Raw genomic sequence first — 17,896 nt, forward strand, 5'->3', positions numbered from 1 at the left:
CCTCGCCGGGCGCGCCCATCCGGGCGCTTGGCCGCCGCCGCAATGGCGGCCTGATACCGGCGAACAGGGCATTTCAACGGTTCGCCGGTATTATACCAACCCTGCTTTGACCACCCGCACCATTTCCAGGGTGATCAGCCCCCGCTCGCCCACCAGCGCGGTCAGCCGGTCGAGAAAGCCCTCGATTCGGTCGGGACGATCGACGATCTCGACCACCAGCGGCAGATCGTCCGACAGCCGCAGAATCTTGGCGCTGTGCAGCCGCGACGACCGCCCGAACCCCAATGCCCCGCGCAGCACCGTCGCCCCGGCCAGACCGGCGCCACGCGCCGCCAGCACCACCGCCTCATGCAGCGGATGACCGTCCTCGCGGTCGGATTCCCCCATATAGACACGCAGCAACGCCGCCTCTTCGACATGGCTCATCGCGGCCTCCTATCGATTGATCAGTTGGGCCCCGACATGGCCCAGCACCACCGCCCCCAGGCACAGCGCCAGCGATAGCCCGACATTGGCCAGCGCGGGCAGCCACTCGCCTTCCTGCACCAGCGTCAGGGTCTGGAGGCTGAAAGACGAGAAGGTGGTAAAGCCGCCGCAGACCCCCGCCATGAAAAAGATACGCCCTTCGGCGGGGACGAACCACCGCCCGTCCGGGCCGGTCAAGGTGGCGAACAGGCCGATCGCGAACGATCCCACGATGTTGATGACCAGCGTTCCCCACGGAAAGGTGCCGCCGGTCGCATCGGCGATCAGCCCCGACAGCCAGTATCGCAGGGTTCCGCCAATGGCGCTGCCAAGGGCGACGAAGGCATAGGCAAGCATTCGGTCACGGCTCCTGGTGGTGATGCCCCACAAAGGGCTTGTCCTCCCACATCCCCGCCCGGGTCAACCGCAAATCGTACCAGGAACGGACTTGACGATGGCAGAGCGGTCGGACCACCCTGGCCGCCGCTGTTTCCCCCCGGAGGTCCGCCCGTGAGTCCGTCCTGTCCCTATATTCTGCAAGATGCCGAGCTTGACCGCTTCTACGCCGAGGACGTGCCGTTCGGTGACCTGACCAGCCGGACACTGGGGCTGGGGCACCAGCCGGGACGGATTCTGTTCCAGGCGCGCGGCGCGATGGTCGCCTGCTGCACCGAAGAGGCGGCCCGGCTGATCGAGCGGGCGGGTGGACGGGTCGATCGTTGCGTCCCCAGCGGCAGCCCGCGCAATTCCGGCGACGAATTGTTGAGCGCCACCGGCCCCGCCGCCGGTCTGCTTGCCGCCTGGAAGGTTGCGCAAACCCTGGTCGAGACCGCTTCGGGGATCGCCACCGCCGCCGCCACCATCGTCGCGATGGCCCGCGCCGTCGCCCCCGGCATCGGTGTCGCCTGCACCCGCAAGACCCTGCCGGGAAGCCGCGCCGTCGCGGTCAAGGCGATCCTGGCCGGGGGGGCCTCGCCGCACCGGCTGGGCCTGTCGGACAGCGTGCTGCTGTTTCCCGAACACCGCGCCTTTTTCCCCGACCAGCCGCTTGATACGATGATTGCCGAGTTGAAGGCCGCCTGCCCCGAACGCAAGATCGTCGTCGAGGTCACCGACGCCAAAAGCGCGGTCGCCGCCGCCGAAGCCCGCGCCGACGTGGTGCAGCTCGAAAAATTCTCACCCGACGCCGTCGCCTGGGTCATCAACGCGATCGGCAAACGCGCCTGCGTCATCGCCGCCGCGGGCGGGGTGAATGCCAGCAACGCCGCCGCCTATGCCGCCGCCGGAGCCGACGTGCTGGTCACCTCGTCGCCCTATTGGGCCCCGCCCGCCGATGTCGCGGTGACGATCACGCCTGAATAATAAGCTGCGCGGGATTGGATGGGTTTCGGGGCTTTGCCCCCGCCCCCATCGGGAGGCACAGCCTCCCGACCCTCCAGTTTTGCAAGCTAAAAGGGCGCTCGCCTCTGAACGGGTCCGGGCGGTCGCCCGGTCGCGCAGCGAAATTTCCGCAGCGAATTAAAACGTGATGCGGATCACGCTTTAACCCATCACGGGCAAACCCCCTCGGTGCGGGGGCAGACCTGGGGCGCGGGGGGATCTTGTGGCTCCAGGCCGACCCAATTGCCCAGCACCGCCTCGTCAAACCCGGCCAGCCGCCGCCCGTCGCATTCGATCAGCGGGCGGCGGATCAGCAGGGGGTCGAGGCACATCTGGGCTAGCGCCTCGTCGGCGGCGATCGTCTCGGGCACCAGGGCACCCGATTTGACTCGCGGCGCAGCACGGTTGAACCAATCGGCCACCGGCCGGTCGCCAAAGAAGCTGCGCAGCGTCGCGGGCGTCCAGGCCTGAACCCGGATATCGAGGGCAACGACATCATGACCCGACTGGATCAGGATCTGCTTCTGCCGGGTGTTGTTGATGCATCCCGGCTTCTCATAGAACACGATCACGGCCATTCCCTGCGTCTCCTTCTTCATTTTGTGTTTTCAAGACGTTCGACAGAGCCAACAGCCCGGTGACCTGAGCCCGGATTTCCTCGGCAACAGTTTTGTCGAGCTTGCCGAGCCAGGCGGCGGGGATATCCCGCACCCCATAGGTCGCCCCGGCCAACATCCCGGCAATCGCCCCGGTGGTGTCGGCATCGCCGCCCTGGTTGACCACTTCGGTCAGACAGGACCGGAACGAATCGGTCAGGAAGTAGAAATGCAGCACGGTCTGCATCGTATCGACGATGTAGGCGGTCGATTGCCCGTGGAAGACTTCGAAGCGAAAAGTCTTGTGCGTCTCGACCAACTGACGGGCGACGTCGCGCGCCTCGCGCATTCCCCGCCCTTCGACCAGCGCCTGAGTCATCCGCGCAAGGGCCAGGGTGGCATCGTCGGACAGCGGGTGGTTGTGGGTGATGTGCGCCTGAGCGATCGACCAGCGGTCAAGCAGATCGGGCCGCCCCAGCGTCGCCAGCGCCAGCGGCAGGTTGCGCATCGCCGCGCCGTTGCCGGCATCGCCGTCGCAATAGGCTCCCTCGACGCTGCCATTGGTGATGTAGCGGCGGATGCCGCGCCGACAGGTATTGCCGACATCGACCGGACCGCTTTTCAGCCAGGCGGCGAACTCGTCGCAAATGTCGGGCAGGTCGAATCCCTGGCGGCGGATCAACGACCGCCCCAGGCAAAGCGACATCTCGGTATCGTCGGTGACCTGTCCGGGAGCCAGATGCAGCCAGCCGCCGCCGATCATCTTGCGGTGGAGACGATATTTCGCCTCGATCTCGCCCCGCGTCATGAATTCGACGGTCGCCCCCAGCGCATCGCCGACGGCAAAGCCCAGATAGGCCCCCAGGGCACGTTCGATCAGGGAAGGTTCGGTCATCAGGGCCTCTCGGTCATCATCGGAATCAAGTGGTGGCTCACCGGCCGCGCCGCCAAGCCGTCACAGGTAATCGGCGCGAACCCGGTAATCGCCGCCGATCACCAGGAACTCGCCCTCGCCCTTCAGCGGGTGGAGCGACAGCAGGGTGTTGAAGAACAACACCTTCACCACCGGCACCCGCACGGTCAGGATGGTGTCGCCGAAACAATCGGCCACCCCCCGGTCGCTGGAAAAAGACGCCAGATTGTTGAGACGCATCACCACGGTCTTGCGGTCGATCCGCTCGACGATCTGATGCTCTTCAAACGAATTGACCCCCCGAAAGAGAGTGATATGGCGCTCGCCGGGGGAATAATGAACGGCGAGCGCCCATTGACAGAATTCGTAGAGAATATCGAGCTGACAATATATTGAATTATTATGAAATCTGCTGGACATCTTTTCTTCGACATAGGATATCCAGCCCGGCGTCGAAAAGCGCGTAATCATCTCTTTATGATAGGTCGGGAACAGACCGAACCTGCTTTCGACCCAGCCTTTCAACACCGCGCCTTCGGGGCCATTCGAATCGTAGCCCCAGCCTTTCAACAGGCGCAGGAAGCTCGAACGATAGCGGCGCGGCCCGCCCTCACCCTTCGTTGTCCCGGTCTCATGCTGCTCGGGATCGATCCCGAACATCGCCTGCATATATTTTAAAAAGGCATCGCCCGCGTCGGCCAAACCCTCGGACCGGGCCAGCATTTCGAACAGGCGGCGATTCATCTCAAGCACGCCGGACAGATGAATTTCGCGCGGGTCCTCGTTAAAGGCATCACTGCCCAACAGGTTGGTGGAAAGTCCCACCAGATTGGTGCTGTGTCCAAGTCGGCGATGTGTCGGCTGGTCCATGGCGGGCGAAGGGCTCTCTATCAAAAGGGGCCGATCCGACAATGCAAGAAGCATACCCACACCGATCCCGCCCAGACACCCCTGTCGGACCGCCGCTGTTCGGCTTCGAACACTCGTTCGTCGGGTTGTCGCGTTCCGAACAGCCGCCTGTTTTTTAGGCATCTGCCTCGCGACACTCGATAAGTAATTGATTTAAAATGATACATAGATGCGACGCGCCGCAATCACCCCTGTCCACACCCCGCCGAAACGATTGGCACAGCCCATGCATGAGTAGGGTCGTGGCGGAGGCGAGACCCTCAGCCGACGGTTTCGGAAGGCAGACAGAAAGGAACTCCAACATGCCTCGTCAGATCGCATTTTACGGCAAGGGCGGTATCGGCAAGTCCACCACCTCGCAGAATACCCTCGCGGCGCTGGTCGAAATGGATCAGAAGATTCTGATCGTCGGCTGCGATCCCAAGGCCGATTCGACCCGATTGATCCTCAACACCAAGTTGCAGGACACCGTGCTGCACCTCGCCGCCGAGGCGGGTTCGGTCGAGGATCTCGAACTCGAAGACGTGATGAAGATCGGCTACAAGGGCATCAAGTGCACCGAGGCCGGTGGGCCGGAGCCGGGCGTCGGCTGCGCCGGTCGCGGCGTCATCACCGCGATCAACTTCCTCGAAGAAAACGGCGCTTACGACGACGTCGATTACGTCTCTTATGACGTGCTGGGCGACGTTGTGTGTGGCGGCTTCGCGATGCCGATCCGCGAAAACAAGGCCCAGGAAATCTACATCGTCATGTCCGGCGAGATGATGGCGCTGTTCGCCGCCAACAACATCGCCAAGGGCATCCTGAAGTACGCCGGTTCGGGCGGCGTCCGCCTCGGCGGCCTGATCTGCAACGAGCGTCAGACCGACCGCGAGCTCGACCTCGCCGAGACCCTGGCCAAGCGGATCAACACCCAGATGATCCACTTCGTGCCGCGCAACAACATCGTCCAGCACGCCGAACTGCGTCGCCAGACCGTGATCCAGTACGCCCCGGACTCGTCGCAGGCCGCCGAATACCGCCAGCTCGCGACCAAGATCCACGCCAACGCCGGCAAGGGCACCATCCCGACCCCGATCACGATGGAAGAGCTCGAAGACCTGCTGCTCGAATTCGGCATCATGAAGTCCGACGACCAGGCCCTGGCCGAGCTGGAGGCCAAGGAAAAGTCGGTCGGGTAAAGCCGGACCGTTCCGCCCGTCCCACCGGTTGCGATCCGGCCGGTGGGACAGGCGGAGGATAAAGAACACGCGGAAAGGAGAAGGGGCATGAGCCTCGACAACATCAACGACACCGCCGCCAACGAGGCCCTGATCAAGGAAGTCCTCGATCAGTATCCCGAAAAGGCTGCGAAGAAGCGTGCGCGCCACCTCGGCACCGTCAAGTCCGACGCCGAAGGCAACCCGACCTGTGGCGTCAAATCCAACATCAAATCCGTCCCCGGCGTGATGACCGTCCGTGGCTGCGCCTATGCGGGTGCCAAGGGCGTGGTGTGGGGTCCGGTCAAGGACATGGTCCACATCTCGCACGGCCCGATCGGCTGCGGTCAGTATTCCTGGTCTCAGCGCCGCAACTACTTCACCGGCACCGTCGGCATCGACAGCTTCGTCACCATGCAGGTGACCTCGGACTTCCAGGAACGCGACATCGTTTTCGGTGGCGACAAGAACCTGGACAAGATGATCGACGAGCTTGAGGTCCTGTTCCCGCTCAACAACGGCATCTCGATCCTGTCCGAATGCCCGATCGGTCTGATCGGCGACGACATCGAGGCCGTGTCGAAGAAGAAGGGCAAGGAACTCGGCAAGAAGGTCATTCCGGTCCGCTGCGAAGGCTTCCGCGGCGTGTCCCAGTCGCTTGGCCACCACATCGCCAATGACGCGATCCGGGATTGGGTGTTCGACAAGGGTATCCCCGAGTGGGAAGGCACCCCCTACGACGTCAACCTGATCGCCGACTACAACATCGGCGGCGACGCCTGGCCGTCGCGCAAGTTGCTGGAAGAGATCGGTCTGCGCGTGATCGGCTCGTGGTCCGGCGACGCGACCCTGGCCGAAATCGAGCGCGCCCCCCGCGCCAAGCTGAACCTCATCCACTGCTACCGGTCGATGAACTACATCTGCCGCCACATGGAAGAGAAGTACGAAATTCCGTGGGTGGAATATAACTTCTTCGGCCCGACCCAGATCGCCGCCAGCTTGCGCAAGATCGCTGCTCAGTTCGACGAGACCATCCAGGCTAATGCCGAGAAGGTGATCGCCAAGTACCAGCCGCTGGTCGATGGCGTGCTCGCCCGCTTCAAGCCCCGGCTCGAAGGCAAGACCGTCATGCTGTATGTCGGCGGCCTGCGCCCTCGTCACACCGCGACCGCCTATGACGATCTCGGCATGGTCATCGTCGGCACCGGCTACGAATTCGCCCACAACGACGATTATCAGCGCACCGGCCATTACCTGAAGGAAGGCACGCTGATTTACGACGACGTCTCCGAATTCGAGTTGGAGAAGTTCATCGAAAAGCTGCGTCCCGACTTGGTCGGCTCCGGCATCAAGGAGAAGTACTCGACCCAGAAGATGGGCGTGCCCTTCCGCCAGATGCATTCGTGGGATTATTCCGGCCCCTATCACGGCTATGACGGCTTCGCCATCTTTGCCCGTGACATGGACATGGCCGTCAATGCCCCGATCTGGAGCAAGCTGAAGGCCCCGTGGAAGGCCGCGTAAAGCGCCTCCCCAGGTTCCGACCTACGATCGTTCGCACGTAAATTCCCTCCCCGCGTGTCGCCCAATATCCGGGGGCGCGGGGAGGCGGGAAGGAGTTTGTTTGTCATGCCCCAGAGCGCCGACAACATCAAAGACCACATCTCCCTGTTCTCGGAGCCCGAGTACACGAAGCTGCTGGCGGAAAAGAAGGCCCAGTTCGAGTGCCGTCCGACCGACGACGCCGTTGCGGCCCAGCTCGAATATTCCAAGTCGTGGGAATATCGCGAAAAGAACTTCGCCCGTGAGCACGCCGTCATCAACCCGCACAAGGCTTGCCAGCCGCTGGGCGCGGTGTTCGCCGCCGCCGGGTTCGAAGAGACCCTGCCCTACGTCCACGGCTCGCAGGGCTGCGCCGCCTACTTCCGGTCGCACCTCGCCCGTCACTTCAAGGAATCCTCGGCCTGCGTGTCCGACTCGATGACGGAAGACGCGGCGGTGTTCGGCGGCCTCAACAACATCGTCGAGGGCCTTCAGAACGCTCTGAAGCTCTACAAGCCCAAGATGATTGCGGTTTCGACCACCTGCATGGCCGAAGTCATCGGCGACGATCTGTCCGCCTTCATCGGCACCGCCAAGGAAAAGGAATCGGTTCCGGCCGACTTCCCGGTTCCCTTCGCCCACACCCCCTCGTTCGTCGGCAGCCACGTCGTCGGCTACGACAACATGATCAAGGGCGTTCTCAACTACTTCTGGGATCGGGCCCAGGGTGAAGTGACCCGGGGCGAATCGAACGGCAAGATCAACATCATCCCCGGCTTCGACGGGTACGCCACCGCCAACAACCGGGAACTGAAGCGGTATCTCGACACGATGGGCGTCGATTACACCGTGATCAGCGACGTCTCCGACGTGTTCGACACGCCGACCGACGGCGTCTACCGGATGTATGATGGCGGCACCAAGCTTGACGACGTCCGCGACGCGATCAACGCCAAGGCCACCATCGCCCTGCAGGAATATTGCTCGGCGAAGACGGTCGAATACATCGAGTCGAAGGGTCAGCCGACCGCGTCCTTCAACTATCCGCTGGGCATCAGCGCGACCGACGCCCTGCTGATGAAGATTTCGGAACTGTCGGGCAAGCCGATCCCCGAGAGCATCGAAAAGGAACGCGGCCGTCTGGTCGATGCCATCGCCGACAGCCAGGCTTGGTTGCACGGCAAGAAAGTCGCCCTGTTCGGCGATCCCGACTTCGTCTACGCGATGGCCGTGTTCCTGATGGAACTGGGCTGCGAACCCACCCACTGCCTGTGCACCAACGCCGGCAAGGAATGGGAAGCGAAGATGAAGGAGCTTCTCGCCTCCAACCCCTTCGGCGCTGACGCCAAGGTGTGGGTCGGCAAGGATCTGTGGCACCTCCGCTCGCTGCTGTTCACCGAGCCGACCGACCTCATCATCGGCAGCTCGTATGGCAAGTATCTGGAAAAGGACACCGGAATTCCGCTGGTCCGTCTGACCTTCCCGATCTTCGACCGTCACCACCACCACCGCTTCCCGATCTTCGGCTATCAGGGCGCGTTGCGGGTGCTGGTCGAAATCCTCGACCGGATCTTCGAAGTGACCGACGCCTCGAGCGACATCTCCTACGACCTTACGCGCTAATTCCTCTCTTCTCTCGCGCGTAAGGACGGGAAGCCCCGGAGCCAACAGCTCCGGGGCTTTCGCTTTGTGTCAGAGGTGAAATCGGGTCAGGCGGCAGAGATGCGCGGGTTAAGCCCGCGCACGACGAGAAAGCGAGGCCGTTATCGGTTGCGGAAGGCCGGGCTGCGCTTCTCGATGAAGGCGGCCATTCCTTCCTTCTGATCCTCGGTGGCGAAGGTGGCGTGGAACAGGCGGCGTTCGAAGCGGATGCCCTGCGACAACGGCGTTTCGAAGGCGGCGTTGACCGCTTCCTTGGCCAGCAGCACCACCGGACGGCTCAGGGACGCGATCTTGTCGGCGACCTTCACCGCCTCGTCGATCAGTTCGGCCAGGGGGACGACCCGGCTGACCAGACCGGCGCGCTCGGCCTCGACCGCGTCGATCATCCGGCCGGTCAGGACCATTTCCATCGCCTTGGCCTTGCCGACGGCACGAACCAGACGCTGGGTTCCGCCCGCACCGGGAATGGTGCCGATGGTGATCTCGGGCTGACCGAACTTGGCATTGTCGGCGGCCAGGATGAAATCGCACATCATCGCCACTTCACAGCCGCCACCCAGGGCGAACCCGGCGACCGCCGCCACCACCGGCTTGCGGCAGGTGGTGATCCGTTCCCAGCCATTGGTGATGAAATCGGCGAGATAGGCATCGATGAAGGTCTTCGACGCCATTTCCTTGATGTCGGCCCCGGCGGCGAACGCCTTTTCCGAGCCGGTCAGGACGATTGCCCCGATCTCGTCGTCAGCCTCGAAGGCGTCGAGCGCCTGACCCAATTCGCGGACCAGCGCGGAACACAGCGCGTTCAACGCCTTGGGCCGGTTCAGGGTGATCAGGCCGACATGACGGCGGGTTTCGACGGTGATGTTTTCGTAAGCCATGGATGAAGAATCCTTCCCTGCGGATGGGGTCATTCCGGCGCGACGGCGAAGTGAATGGTGACGCCGCCCCGATCGGCGGCGGGAGCCAAGCGCAACACTTCGGACTCGCGGCGATAGACCGTGTCGCTCTCGCGGGTCCAACCCAACTGAGGCAACGTGGCGGCGTAAAAGCGGAGAATGTCGGCGATGGGCGCCGTTCCCCGGGCATAGGCTTCGACGATGCGGCCGTTGGGGGAGTCGAACGACACCCCCGCGCCCTCGATTTCGGTCAATCCGGGCGCCAGCGGAAGGTCCTCGTAAGTCCCGAGGAATCCCCCAGCGCACGCCGGGCCGGAAGCGGTGGCGACGAAAACGGCAAGAACAAGCGCAAGGAACCGGATAGGTGCCATAGACATGGCTATACCATCACCTTTGCCGCCGTGCACAATAGAAAGTGGACCGTCCCCCCTGGACAATCCGTTCAATGCCGGGACAACTGGGCGGACCGGCGCAGTCGGGGCAAGGTTGCCCAGCGCGGCCATAGACTTTGAAGCCATGTTGGAAATAGCCCAGTTCGCCGTCGGGGCGGACGTGATCGCGCAGCGACGAGCCCCCGGCGGCGATCGCTTCGCGCAGCACCGCCTTGATCGCCGCGACCAGCGCGACCAACTCTGGCCCGCTGACCGCGCCTGCCGGGCGCAGCGGTGAAATCCCGGCGCGGAACAGGCTTTCGCAGACATAGATGTTGCCCAGCCCGGCCACCAGGCTCTGATCGAGCAGCGCCAGCTTGATCGCGGTCATCTTGCCCGCCAACGCCGCGCCCAGGATGTCGGCGTCGAAGGAATCCTCCAACGGCTCCGGCCCCAGCCCGGCCAGCAGCGGATGGGTCGCAAGCTCGGCCTCGGTGGTCAGATCGAGCAGACCGAACCGGCGCGGATCGGTCATCGTCACCATCGTCGCGTTGTCGGTGACGAAGGCGACATGGTCATGCGGGCCGGGGGGCGTGTTGACGAGGCCCGAGATCACCATCCGCCCCGACATGCCGAGATGGCCGAGCAGAACCAGCCCGCTGTCGAAATGAGCCAACAGATATTTCGCCCGCCGCCCCACCGCGACAAAGCGGCGGCCGGTCAGGCGTTCGGCAAAATCCGTGGGGAAGGGGCGACGCAGCCCGGCGCGGCGAACCGTGACAGACGTCAGGGTGCGGTCGAGCCAGACCCGCTCCAGACCACGGGCAACCGTTTCGACCTCGGGTAATTCCGGCATTGAAAACCGTCTCCAGAACCGGCGGCGGGACCGTTCCCGCCGCCGTCCCGAAGATTAATCCTGCTTGAACTCTTCGTGACAAGCCTTGCACACCTTGCCGGTGGCGGCGGCCTGAGCCTTCAGAGCATCGGGACCGGCCTTGGCGGCGGCGGCCAGCTTGGTCGATTCGGTGGCCAGGGCCTTCCAGCCCTCCAGGAACTCAGCCGACTTCGCCCCGAACGCCTCGGGCTTGGTCTCACCATTGGGCAGGGCCTCCGTGCCCTTGGCCCAGCCGATCGGAGCCAGCTTGGCCACCATCGCCATGTTCTCGGCGCGCTGGGCGGCATCGGCAGGCAGATCGGCCTTGCCCGCGGCGAAGCCCGCGATCGGAACCCACTGCGACTTCAACGTCTGCATCAGGCCCTGACGCAGCTTCAGCAGGTCTTCCGGCTTCGACTGCTGGGCCACGGCGGGGACAGAGGCCGCGACAATGGCACCGGCGACGGCGGCAACCGCCGCGTATTTTAGGCTGAAACGCATAATGATGATTCTCCCGTGATAAGTGGGGTATCCGCGCGACACTATGGGGAACGTAAACCGCCATGCCCAGTAACAAAGTGTTTCCGGTCCTGCCCGCTCCCCCTCCCAACGAGTAGGATTACGGTTTGCGTTCGCCGGTGCGGATGGTATCGTCGCCGCCGCTCGGGGCGGCACCGCGCGCGGGACAACGCGCGTCCCGACACATCCCAGAATTGCCCAATAACCGGGAGGACGTCGATGAAAAAAATCAATGTCGCCAATCCGATCGTCGAGCTCGACGGCGACGAGATGACGCGGATCATCTGGCAGTTCATCAAAGACAAGCTGATCCTGCCCTATCTCGATATCGACCTGAAATATTACGATCTCGGCGTTGAAAACCGCGACGCCACCGACGACAAGGTCACGGTCGAAGCCGCCCAGGCGATCAAGCAGTATGGCGTCGGCGTCAAATGCGCGACGATCACCCCCGACGAAGCCCGCGTCACCGAGTTCAATCTGAAGAAGATGTGGAAGTCGCCCAACGGCACCATCCGCAACATCCTCGATGGCACCGTGTTCCGCGAGCCGATCATCTGCAAGAACGTGCCGCGCCTCGTCCCCGGCTGGACCAAGCCGATCGTGATCGGCCGCCATGCCTATGGCGACCAGTACCGCGCCACCGATTTCAAGGTGCCCGGCCCCGGCAAGCTGACGATGAAGTTCGAAGGCGCCGACGGTCAGGTGATCGAGCACGAGGTGTTCGCCTTCCCCAGCGCCGGTATCGCGATGGGAATGTACAATCTCGACGAATCGATCCGTGGCTTCGCGCGCGCCTGCCTGAATTACGGCAAGGACAAGAAGTGGCCGGTCTATCTCTCGACCAAGAACACGATCCTCAAGGCCTATGACGGCCGCTTCAAGGATCTGTTCCAGGACGTCTATGAGACCGAGTTCAAGGCCGATTTCGACAAGCTCGGCATCACCTATGAACACCGCCTGATCGACGACATGGTCGCCTGCGCGCTCAAATGGTCGGGTGAATTCGTCTGGGCCTGCAAGAACTATGACGGCGACGTCCAGTCCGACACCGTTGCCCAGGGCTTCGGTTCGCTCGGCCTGATGACCTCGGTGCTGCTGTCGCCCGACGGCAAGACCGTCGAAGCCGAAGCCGCCCACGGCACCGTCACCCGCCATTACCGCGAGCACCAGAAGGGCAAGGCGACCTCGACCAACCCGATCGCCTCGATCTTCGCCTGGACCCGTGGCCTCGCCTACCGCGCCAAGTTCGACAATACCCCCGAGGTCGCCCGCTTCGCCGAGACCCTGGAACGGGTCTGCATCGATACCGTCGAAGCTGGATTCATGACCAAGGATCTCGCCATCCTGATCGGTCCCGATCAGCCCTGGCTCACCACCACCCAGTTCCTCGACAAGCTTGACGAGGGTCTGCGCGCCAAGATGGAAGCCAGCGCCTGACGCCTGCCCGGCCACGGCTCTGAACGCTGACGACGGCGCGGTTCCCTTTAAGGAGCCGCGCCGTTTTCATGTCTGGCGCACCACCTTACGATCTTTGCGGGCTGCCGCCCGTACCCGCCCGGGGCACAGCCCCGGACCCCGTTCGTTGCTTTCGCCCTCTCTGTTCGAACCCATCATTTACCGATACACTTCACCGGTATCACCGTCGTCAGACGCAGGCCGTTGATTTCACTCGGCGGATGGAAAGAGCGAACCATGAGCTTCATCGAAAGCAATCTGCTTCCCAACGAGGAAATCGTTTACAAAACCAATCTTCATTGGTTCATTTTCGTTCCAGCCGCCATCGTGTTTACGGTTGGGATTGCGTTAATAGTCGCCGGATATTTGCAGAATCTATCGAACCAAATATTGATCTGGTCTGGACTGGCCGCGCTCGCCTACGGAATAGTCTCATTTTTTATCCGATGGATCGATCTGAAGACATCCGAGTTTGGGGTTACCAACAAGCGGGTTCTGATCAAGATCGGCTTCATCCGCCGCCACTCCCTCGAAATCATTCTCAATAAAATCGAAGGGATCGGCGTCAATCAGGGCATTCTCGGACGCATTTTAGGCTTTGGGACCATTACCGTCTCGGGCACGGGAGGATCGAAGGAGCATTTCGCTCAGATTGACGATCCGCTCGAATTCCGGCGCCAAGTGCAAACCCGGATCGAATCCTAGAGTTTGTCAGAGCCTAACGGGATCGCTTTTGGGGGCCGTCACCCCCGGGCTTGACCCGGGGGTCGATGTGGAGAGCCCAAAAGTCATTGGAAACATTGGATTGGGCGGCGCCATCGGGATGGCCGGGTCACAAGCCCGGCCATGACGGATTGAGTGTATCCACTTAACCCAGACAAACTCTAGCCCCCGAGGTCCAGGAGGCCCCTGCCTCCTGGCGGGGATCGGGGCAGCGCCCCAAAGACTTGCCCCCCAACGAAAAAGGCGCGGCCCCTGGTGGGGACCGCGCCTTCGTCACGTCGGATCGCGCTTAAGGCTTACGCCTCGGGGCGGTCCTTGCGGCGCTCGGCCTTTTCGGCCTCGATCTGGGCGGAGATGTCTTCTCCGGTGGCCTGATCGACCTGCTTCATCGACAGCTTAACCTTGCCGCGATCGTCGAAGCCCAGCACCTTGACCTTGACGGAATCGCCCTGCTTGATCACGTCGGCGACCTTGGCAACGCGCTCGCGCGACAGTTCCGAGATGTGGACGAGACCGTCGCGGGAGCCGAGGAAGTTCACGAACGCGCCGAAATCGACGACCTTCACGACCTTACCGGTATAGATCACGCCGAGTTCGGGTTCGGCGACGATGCCCCGGATCCAATCGATCGCGCGCTGGGCGGCATCGGCATCGACCGAGGCGACCTTGATGGTGCCGTCGTCATCGATATCGATCTTGGCGCCGGTCTGTTCGCAGATTTCGCGAATGACCTTACCGCCGGTGCCGATCACTTCACGGATCTTTTCCTTGGGGATCGAGATCGTGGTGATGCGGGGCGCGTTGCCGGAGACCGAATCACGGGCCGAATCGAGGCCCTTGCTCATCTCGCCCAGAATGTGGATACGGCCGTCCTTGGCCTGATCCAGGGCGATCTTCATGATCTCGCGGGTGATCGAGGTGATCTTGATGTCCATCTGGAGGGCGGTGACGCCATCGGCGGTACCGGCCACCTTGAAGTCCATGTCGCCCAGGTGATCTTCGTCACCCAGGATGTCGGACAGAACGGCGAATTTGTCGCCTTCCTTGATCAGACCCATCGCGATACCGGCCACCGGACGGGGCAGCGGCACGCCGGAATCCATCAGCGCCAGCGAGGAACCGCAGACGGTCGCCATCGAGGACGAACCGTTCGACTCGGTGATCTCGGAGACGACGCGGATGGTGTAGGGGAAGGCTTCCTTGGCCGGCAGGGTCGGACGGACCGCGCGCCACGCCAACTTGCCGTGGCCGATTTCGCGGCGACCGGGCGAGCCCATACGACCGGCTTCGCCGACCGAGTAGGGAGGGAAGTTGTAGTGGAGCATGAAGTGCTCGCGGTACTCGCCCGAGAGCGCATCGATGATCTGCTCGTCCTGGCCGGTGCCCAGCGTGGCGACCACCAGGGCCTGGGTCTCGCCACGGGTGAACAGGGCGGAACCATGGGCGCGGGGCAGCACGCCGACTTCGACTTCGATCGGACGGACGGTCTTGGTGTCGCGGCCGTCGATACGGATGCCGGTGTTGAGGATGTTGCCACGGACGACTTCGGACTCGAGGTCCTTCAGGATGCCGGGGGCGACGGCCAGTTCGGCCGCTTCGGTCAGAGCCTCGAGAGCGGACTTCTTGACGGCGCCGACGGCGGCGTAGCGGTCCTGCTTCTTGACGATCTTATAGGCCTCGGCCAGCGCGGCGGGGATGCCGGCGGCTTCGAACTTCGAACGGACGATCGCGATCTCGGCGGGCGGGGGAGCGAGTTCCCACGGCTCCTTGGCGGCGGCTTCGGCCAGTTCGATGATCGCCTTGATCACCGGCTGGAATTCGGTATGACCGAAGGTGACCGCGCCCAGCATGATCTCTTCCGAAAGCTGCTGCGCCTCGGACTCGACCATCAGCACGCCTTCGGAGGTCCCGGCGACGACCAGATCAAGCGCGCTCTTGGGCAGCTCGTCGGCCTTCGGGTTCAGGATGTACTGACCGTCGATATAGCCGACGCGGGCGGCACCGACCGGGCCCATGAAGGGCAGACCCGACAGGGTCAGCGCGGCCGAGGTACCGACCAGCGACACGATATCGGGATCGTTTTCGAGGTCGTGCGACAGCACGGTGCAAACGACCTGGACTTCATTGCGGAAGCCATCGACGAACAGGGGACGGATCGGACGATCGATCAGGCGGGAGACCAGGGTCTCTTTCTCGCTCGGACGGCCTTCGCGCTTGAAGAAGCCACCCGGGATCTTGCCGGCGGCGAACGCCTTTTCCTGGTAATTCACGGTGAGCGGGAAGAAATCGATTCCCGGCTTCTGGGTCTTGACCCCGACCACGGTGCAGAGCACCGAGGTTTCGCCATACGTGGCCAGCACGGCGCCATCGGCCTGGCGAGCAACCTTGCCCGTCTCGAGGGTCAGCTTGCGCCCGCCCCAGATGAGCTCCTTGCGGTGTACGTTGAACAGCGACATTCTCGTCAGTTCCTTATCCCTAGAATTGCCGCCGGATTGCGGCAACCCCGACGTCGTGAAATAAAAACACGGCAACCCGCGTGAAGCCATCCCCACGCGGGTACCGTCTTGGCCGACGTCCGGCCGTCTTTCCGAGAAGCCCGCTTACTTGCGGAGGCCAAGGCGAGCAATAAGCCCCTCGTACCGCTTCTGGTCTTTTTTCTTCAAGTAATCGAGCATCCGACGACGCTGGCCGACCATGATCAGCAGTCCGCGACGCGAATGGAAATCCTTCTTGTGCTCCTTCAGATGCTCGGTGAGGTTCCGGATTCTCTCGGAGAGAATCGCGACCTGCACGTCGGCCGACCCGGTGTCGCCTTCGGTGGTCGCAAATTCCTTCACCAGCTCTTGGGTGCGTTCAGGGGTGATCGACATCGTCAGCTCCTTCGCTTCGATCTAAAGTCATTACGCGCACCGGGCGGATCATCCCGCTCTCGATGCGTACCAGTGCCACCAGCAATTCGCCGACCATCGCCCGGCACGGAATGCCTGACGCGATTTCGGCCTGCGGATGCGAGGAAGCCGCGCGTGCCAGAGGCACGGGGCCGCCACTCTGGAGGCGGCGGGCGTCTGCTTCGCTCAAGGCCAGGGCCGGGATGTCGTCCAGCGCGGTCGCGATCGGGAGCAGACAGCTCCGAAGGGTCGGACCTTGCCCGACGGTCTCCAGAGTTTCAAGGGAAATCGACTGGGCCTCGGTAAACGGGCCGCAGGCGGTGCGGCGCAAAGCGGCGATGTGGCCGACCGTGCCGAGCGCCAGCGCGATGTCGCGGGCCAGCGAGCGGATATAGGTGCCTTTGCCGCAATGCACCTCGAATTCGGCATGATCGGGATCGCTCGAACCGAGATAACTCAGCCGGTCGATCCGCACCAGACGCGATTTCAGTTCCACCGCTTCTCCGGCGCGGGCAAGATCGTAGGCGCGCTCGCCATTGACCTTGATCGCCGAGAAAGCGGGCGGAACCTGCTCGATCTCGCCGGTAAAGCGGGGCAGTACCGCCAGAATCGCCGCCTCGTCGGGGCGGACATCCGAGGTCGCGATCACCTCGCCCTCACGGTCTTCGGTCGAGGTCGCCTCGCCCCAGCGCACCGTGCAGCGATAGGTCTTCGCCCCATCCATCACGTACTGAACCGTCTTGGTCGCTTCGCCCAGCGCGATCGGCAGAACCCCCGACGCCAGCGGATCGAGCGTGCCGCCATGGCCGACCTTGTCCGCGTCGAGAAGACGGCGGACCTTGCCCACTACCTGGGCCGAGGACAGACCGAGCGGCTTGTCTATCGACAGCCAGCCGTCAATCGGACGGCCCTTGCGCTTGCGTGCCATTGATGTCGCTTTCGGAGGAAAGAATGCAGGGCGCGCGCGTACACGGCCCCGCTCTCCCCGCAAAGAGCCAAAGCCCCTTTGATCCCCATCGTAAGAACCGGGGTCCAGGGGCTTTCGCCCCTGGCGGGTGTGGGCGGAGCCCACAGCCTGACTTAGGCCCCCTCGCCGCCTTCGAGGTCGCGCAGGACTTCGGGACTGCGGAGGATATCGTCGATGCGGGACGCTTCGTCGAAGGTGGTATCGGGCTGGAACCACAGATCAGGCACGGTCCGCAACAAAGCGGACTTGCCGATTTCGTGGCGCAGGAACGCCTTGGCCCGCTTCAGTCCCGACAGAATCGGGGTGGTGTCGCCCCCGCCCAACGGCACCACGAAGACGGTGGCGTTGCGCAGATCGGGACTGACCCGGACTTCGGTGACGGTGATGCCCCGCCCGACCAGATCGGGATCGCGGAACTCACCGCGCTCGATCACGGCGGCGATGATGTGGCGAAGTTCCTCACCGACGCGCAGCTGACGCTGCGACGGCGGTTTGTTTCCCCTCGGCATGGACGCGCTCCTTCCGGCTGGATCG

At 63.3% G+C, this 17,896-nt stretch carries 19 protein-coding genes; 6 read left to right on the forward strand and 13 right to left on the reverse strand.

Annotated features, from left to right (window positions below; genetic code table 11):
* Nucleotides 1–90 precede the first annotated feature (90 nt).
* Both K678_RS01105 and crcB read right to left on the reverse strand, forming a co-directional pair.
* Nucleotides 91–426: a DUF190 domain-containing protein gene (locus K678_RS01105; protein WP_021130611.1), complete on the reverse strand. Its 336-nt coding sequence runs from the start codon at nucleotides 424–426 to the stop codon at nucleotides 91–93.
* 9 nt (nucleotides 427–435) lie between these two features.
* Complete coding sequence (gene crcB, locus K678_RS01110) at nucleotides 436–822, reverse strand: fluoride efflux transporter CrcB (RefSeq protein WP_021130612.1); 387 nt, start codon at nucleotides 820–822, stop codon at nucleotides 436–438.
* Nucleotides 823–975: 153 nt separating this feature from the next.
* On the opposite strand from crcB, the gene modD reads away from it, so the two are divergent.
* A complete protein-coding gene (modD, locus tag K678_RS01115) occupies nucleotides 976–1,827 on the forward strand; it encodes a ModD protein (protein ID WP_021130613.1) in 852 nt (283 codons plus the stop codon).
* 188 nt (nucleotides 1,828–2,015) lie between these two features.
* On the opposite strand, the gene K678_RS01120 is transcribed toward modD, so the two are convergent.
* The 3 genes from K678_RS01120 to K678_RS01130 are packed head-to-tail and all read right to left on the reverse strand — an operon-like array spanning nucleotide 2,016 to nucleotide 4,224.
* On the reverse strand, nucleotides 2,016–2,423 hold the full coding sequence (locus K678_RS01120; protein ID WP_021130614.1) for an ArsC/Spx/MgsR family protein: 408 nt from the start codon (nucleotides 2,421–2,423) through the stop codon (nucleotides 2,016–2,018).
* Nucleotides 2,401–3,336: an ADP-ribosyl-[dinitrogen reductase] hydrolase gene (draG, locus tag K678_RS01125; RefSeq protein ID WP_021130615.1), complete on the reverse strand. Its 936-nt coding sequence runs from the start codon at nucleotides 3,334–3,336 to the stop codon at nucleotides 2,401–2,403. The genes K678_RS01120 and draG overlap by 23 nt, the downstream gene beginning before the upstream one ends.
* Before the next feature lie 60 nt (nucleotides 3,337–3,396).
* Nucleotides 3,397–4,224 carry an NAD(+)--dinitrogen-reductase ADP-D-ribosyltransferase gene (locus K678_RS01130; RefSeq protein ID WP_021130616.1) on the reverse strand — a complete coding sequence of 276 codons (828 nt, stop codon included), beginning with the start codon at nucleotides 4,222–4,224 and terminating at the stop codon, nucleotides 3,397–3,399.
* Between the two features lie 341 nt (nucleotides 4,225–4,565).
* Here K678_RS01130 and nifH point away from each other — a divergent pair, with 341 nt between their 5' ends.
* The 3 genes from nifH (at nucleotide 4,566) to nifK (ending at nucleotide 8,627) form a co-directional block, all read left to right on the forward strand.
* Nucleotides 4,566–5,444, forward strand: a complete 879-nt coding sequence (gene nifH / locus K678_RS01135; protein WP_021130617.1) for a nitrogenase iron protein — start codon at nucleotides 4,566–4,568, stop codon at nucleotides 5,442–5,444.
* Nucleotides 5,445–5,531: 87 nt separating this feature from the next.
* Entirely contained in the window at nucleotides 5,532–6,986 is a 1,455-nt protein-coding gene (gene nifD, locus K678_RS01140; RefSeq protein ID WP_021130618.1) for a nitrogenase molybdenum-iron protein alpha chain, read from the forward strand.
* A gap of 105 nt (nucleotides 6,987–7,091) precedes the next feature.
* A complete protein-coding gene (gene nifK, locus K678_RS01145) occupies nucleotides 7,092–8,627 on the forward strand; it encodes a nitrogenase molybdenum-iron protein subunit beta (protein WP_021130619.1) in 1,536 nt (511 codons plus the stop codon).
* Nucleotides 8,628–8,767: 140 nt separating this feature from the next.
* Here the strand turns inward: nifK and K678_RS01150 are convergent, their stop codons facing one another.
* Genes K678_RS01150 through K678_RS01165 form a run of 4 tightly spaced genes read right to left on the reverse strand, consistent with a single transcriptional unit; the run spans nucleotide 8,768 to nucleotide 11,308 of the window.
* On the reverse strand, nucleotides 8,768–9,544 hold the full coding sequence (locus tag K678_RS01150; protein WP_021130620.1) for an enoyl-CoA hydratase: 777 nt from the start codon (nucleotides 9,542–9,544) through the stop codon (nucleotides 8,768–8,770).
* Between the two features lie 29 nt (nucleotides 9,545–9,573).
* Entirely contained in the window at nucleotides 9,574–9,939 is a 366-nt protein-coding gene (locus tag K678_RS01155) for a hypothetical protein (RefSeq protein WP_231376182.1), read from the reverse strand.
* 10 nt (nucleotides 9,940–9,949) lie between these two features.
* Nucleotides 9,950–10,789 carry a bifunctional DNA-formamidopyrimidine glycosylase/DNA-(apurinic or apyrimidinic site) lyase gene (gene mutM, locus K678_RS01160; protein WP_021130622.1) on the reverse strand — a complete coding sequence of 280 codons (840 nt, stop codon included), beginning with the start codon at nucleotides 10,787–10,789 and terminating at the stop codon, nucleotides 9,950–9,952.
* Between the two features lie 54 nt (nucleotides 10,790–10,843).
* The gene (locus K678_RS01165; protein WP_021130623.1) at nucleotides 10,844–11,308 is read right to left on the reverse strand and encodes a cytochrome c; all 465 of its coding nucleotides are present in this window, start codon (nucleotides 11,306–11,308) and stop codon (nucleotides 10,844–10,846) included.
* Between the two features lie 237 nt (nucleotides 11,309–11,545).
* Here K678_RS01165 and K678_RS01170 point away from each other — a divergent pair, with 237 nt between their 5' ends.
* Both K678_RS01170 and K678_RS01175 read left to right on the forward strand, forming a co-directional pair.
* Nucleotides 11,546–12,766 carry an NADP-dependent isocitrate dehydrogenase gene (locus K678_RS01170; protein WP_021130624.1) on the forward strand — a complete coding sequence of 407 codons (1,221 nt, stop codon included), beginning with the start codon at nucleotides 11,546–11,548 and terminating at the stop codon, nucleotides 12,764–12,766.
* Nucleotides 12,767–13,021: 255 nt separating this feature from the next.
* The gene (locus tag K678_RS01175) at nucleotides 13,022–13,489 is read left to right on the forward strand and encodes a PH domain-containing protein (protein ID WP_021130625.1); all 468 of its coding nucleotides are present in this window, start codon (nucleotides 13,022–13,024) and stop codon (nucleotides 13,487–13,489) included.
* A 314-nt stretch (nucleotides 13,490–13,803) separates the two neighbouring features.
* Here K678_RS01175 and pnp read toward each other — a convergent pair whose 3' ends face one another.
* The 4 genes from pnp to rbfA all read right to left on the reverse strand — a co-directional run bounded on the left by pnp (nucleotide 13,804) and on the right by rbfA (nucleotide 17,871).
* A complete protein-coding gene (gene pnp, locus K678_RS01180; protein ID WP_021130626.1) occupies nucleotides 13,804–15,963 on the reverse strand; it encodes a polyribonucleotide nucleotidyltransferase in 2,160 nt (719 codons plus the stop codon).
* Between the two features lie 144 nt (nucleotides 15,964–16,107).
* Nucleotides 16,108–16,377, reverse strand: coding sequence for a 30S ribosomal protein S15 (gene rpsO, locus K678_RS01185; RefSeq protein WP_021130627.1), 270 nt, complete (start codon nucleotides 16,375–16,377; stop codon nucleotides 16,108–16,110).
* Complete coding sequence (truB, locus tag K678_RS01190) at nucleotides 16,361–17,323, reverse strand: tRNA pseudouridine(55) synthase TruB (protein ID WP_021130628.1); 963 nt, start codon at nucleotides 17,321–17,323, stop codon at nucleotides 16,361–16,363. The genes rpsO and truB overlap by 17 nt, the downstream gene beginning before the upstream one ends.
* Nucleotides 17,324–17,475: 152 nt before the next feature.
* Nucleotides 17,476–17,871 (reverse strand): 30S ribosome-binding factor RbfA, encoded by a 396-nt coding sequence (gene rbfA / locus K678_RS01195; RefSeq protein WP_021130629.1) that lies wholly within the window; start codon nucleotides 17,869–17,871, stop codon nucleotides 17,476–17,478.
* Between the last annotated feature and the right edge of the window lie 25 nt (nucleotides 17,872–17,896).

Origin of the sequence: Magnetospirillum fulvum MGU-K5 (genome assembly GCF_000442515.1) — a bacterium.
GTDB lineage: Bacteria > Pseudomonadota > Alphaproteobacteria > Rhodospirillales > Magnetospirillaceae > Phaeospirillum > Phaeospirillum fulvum_B.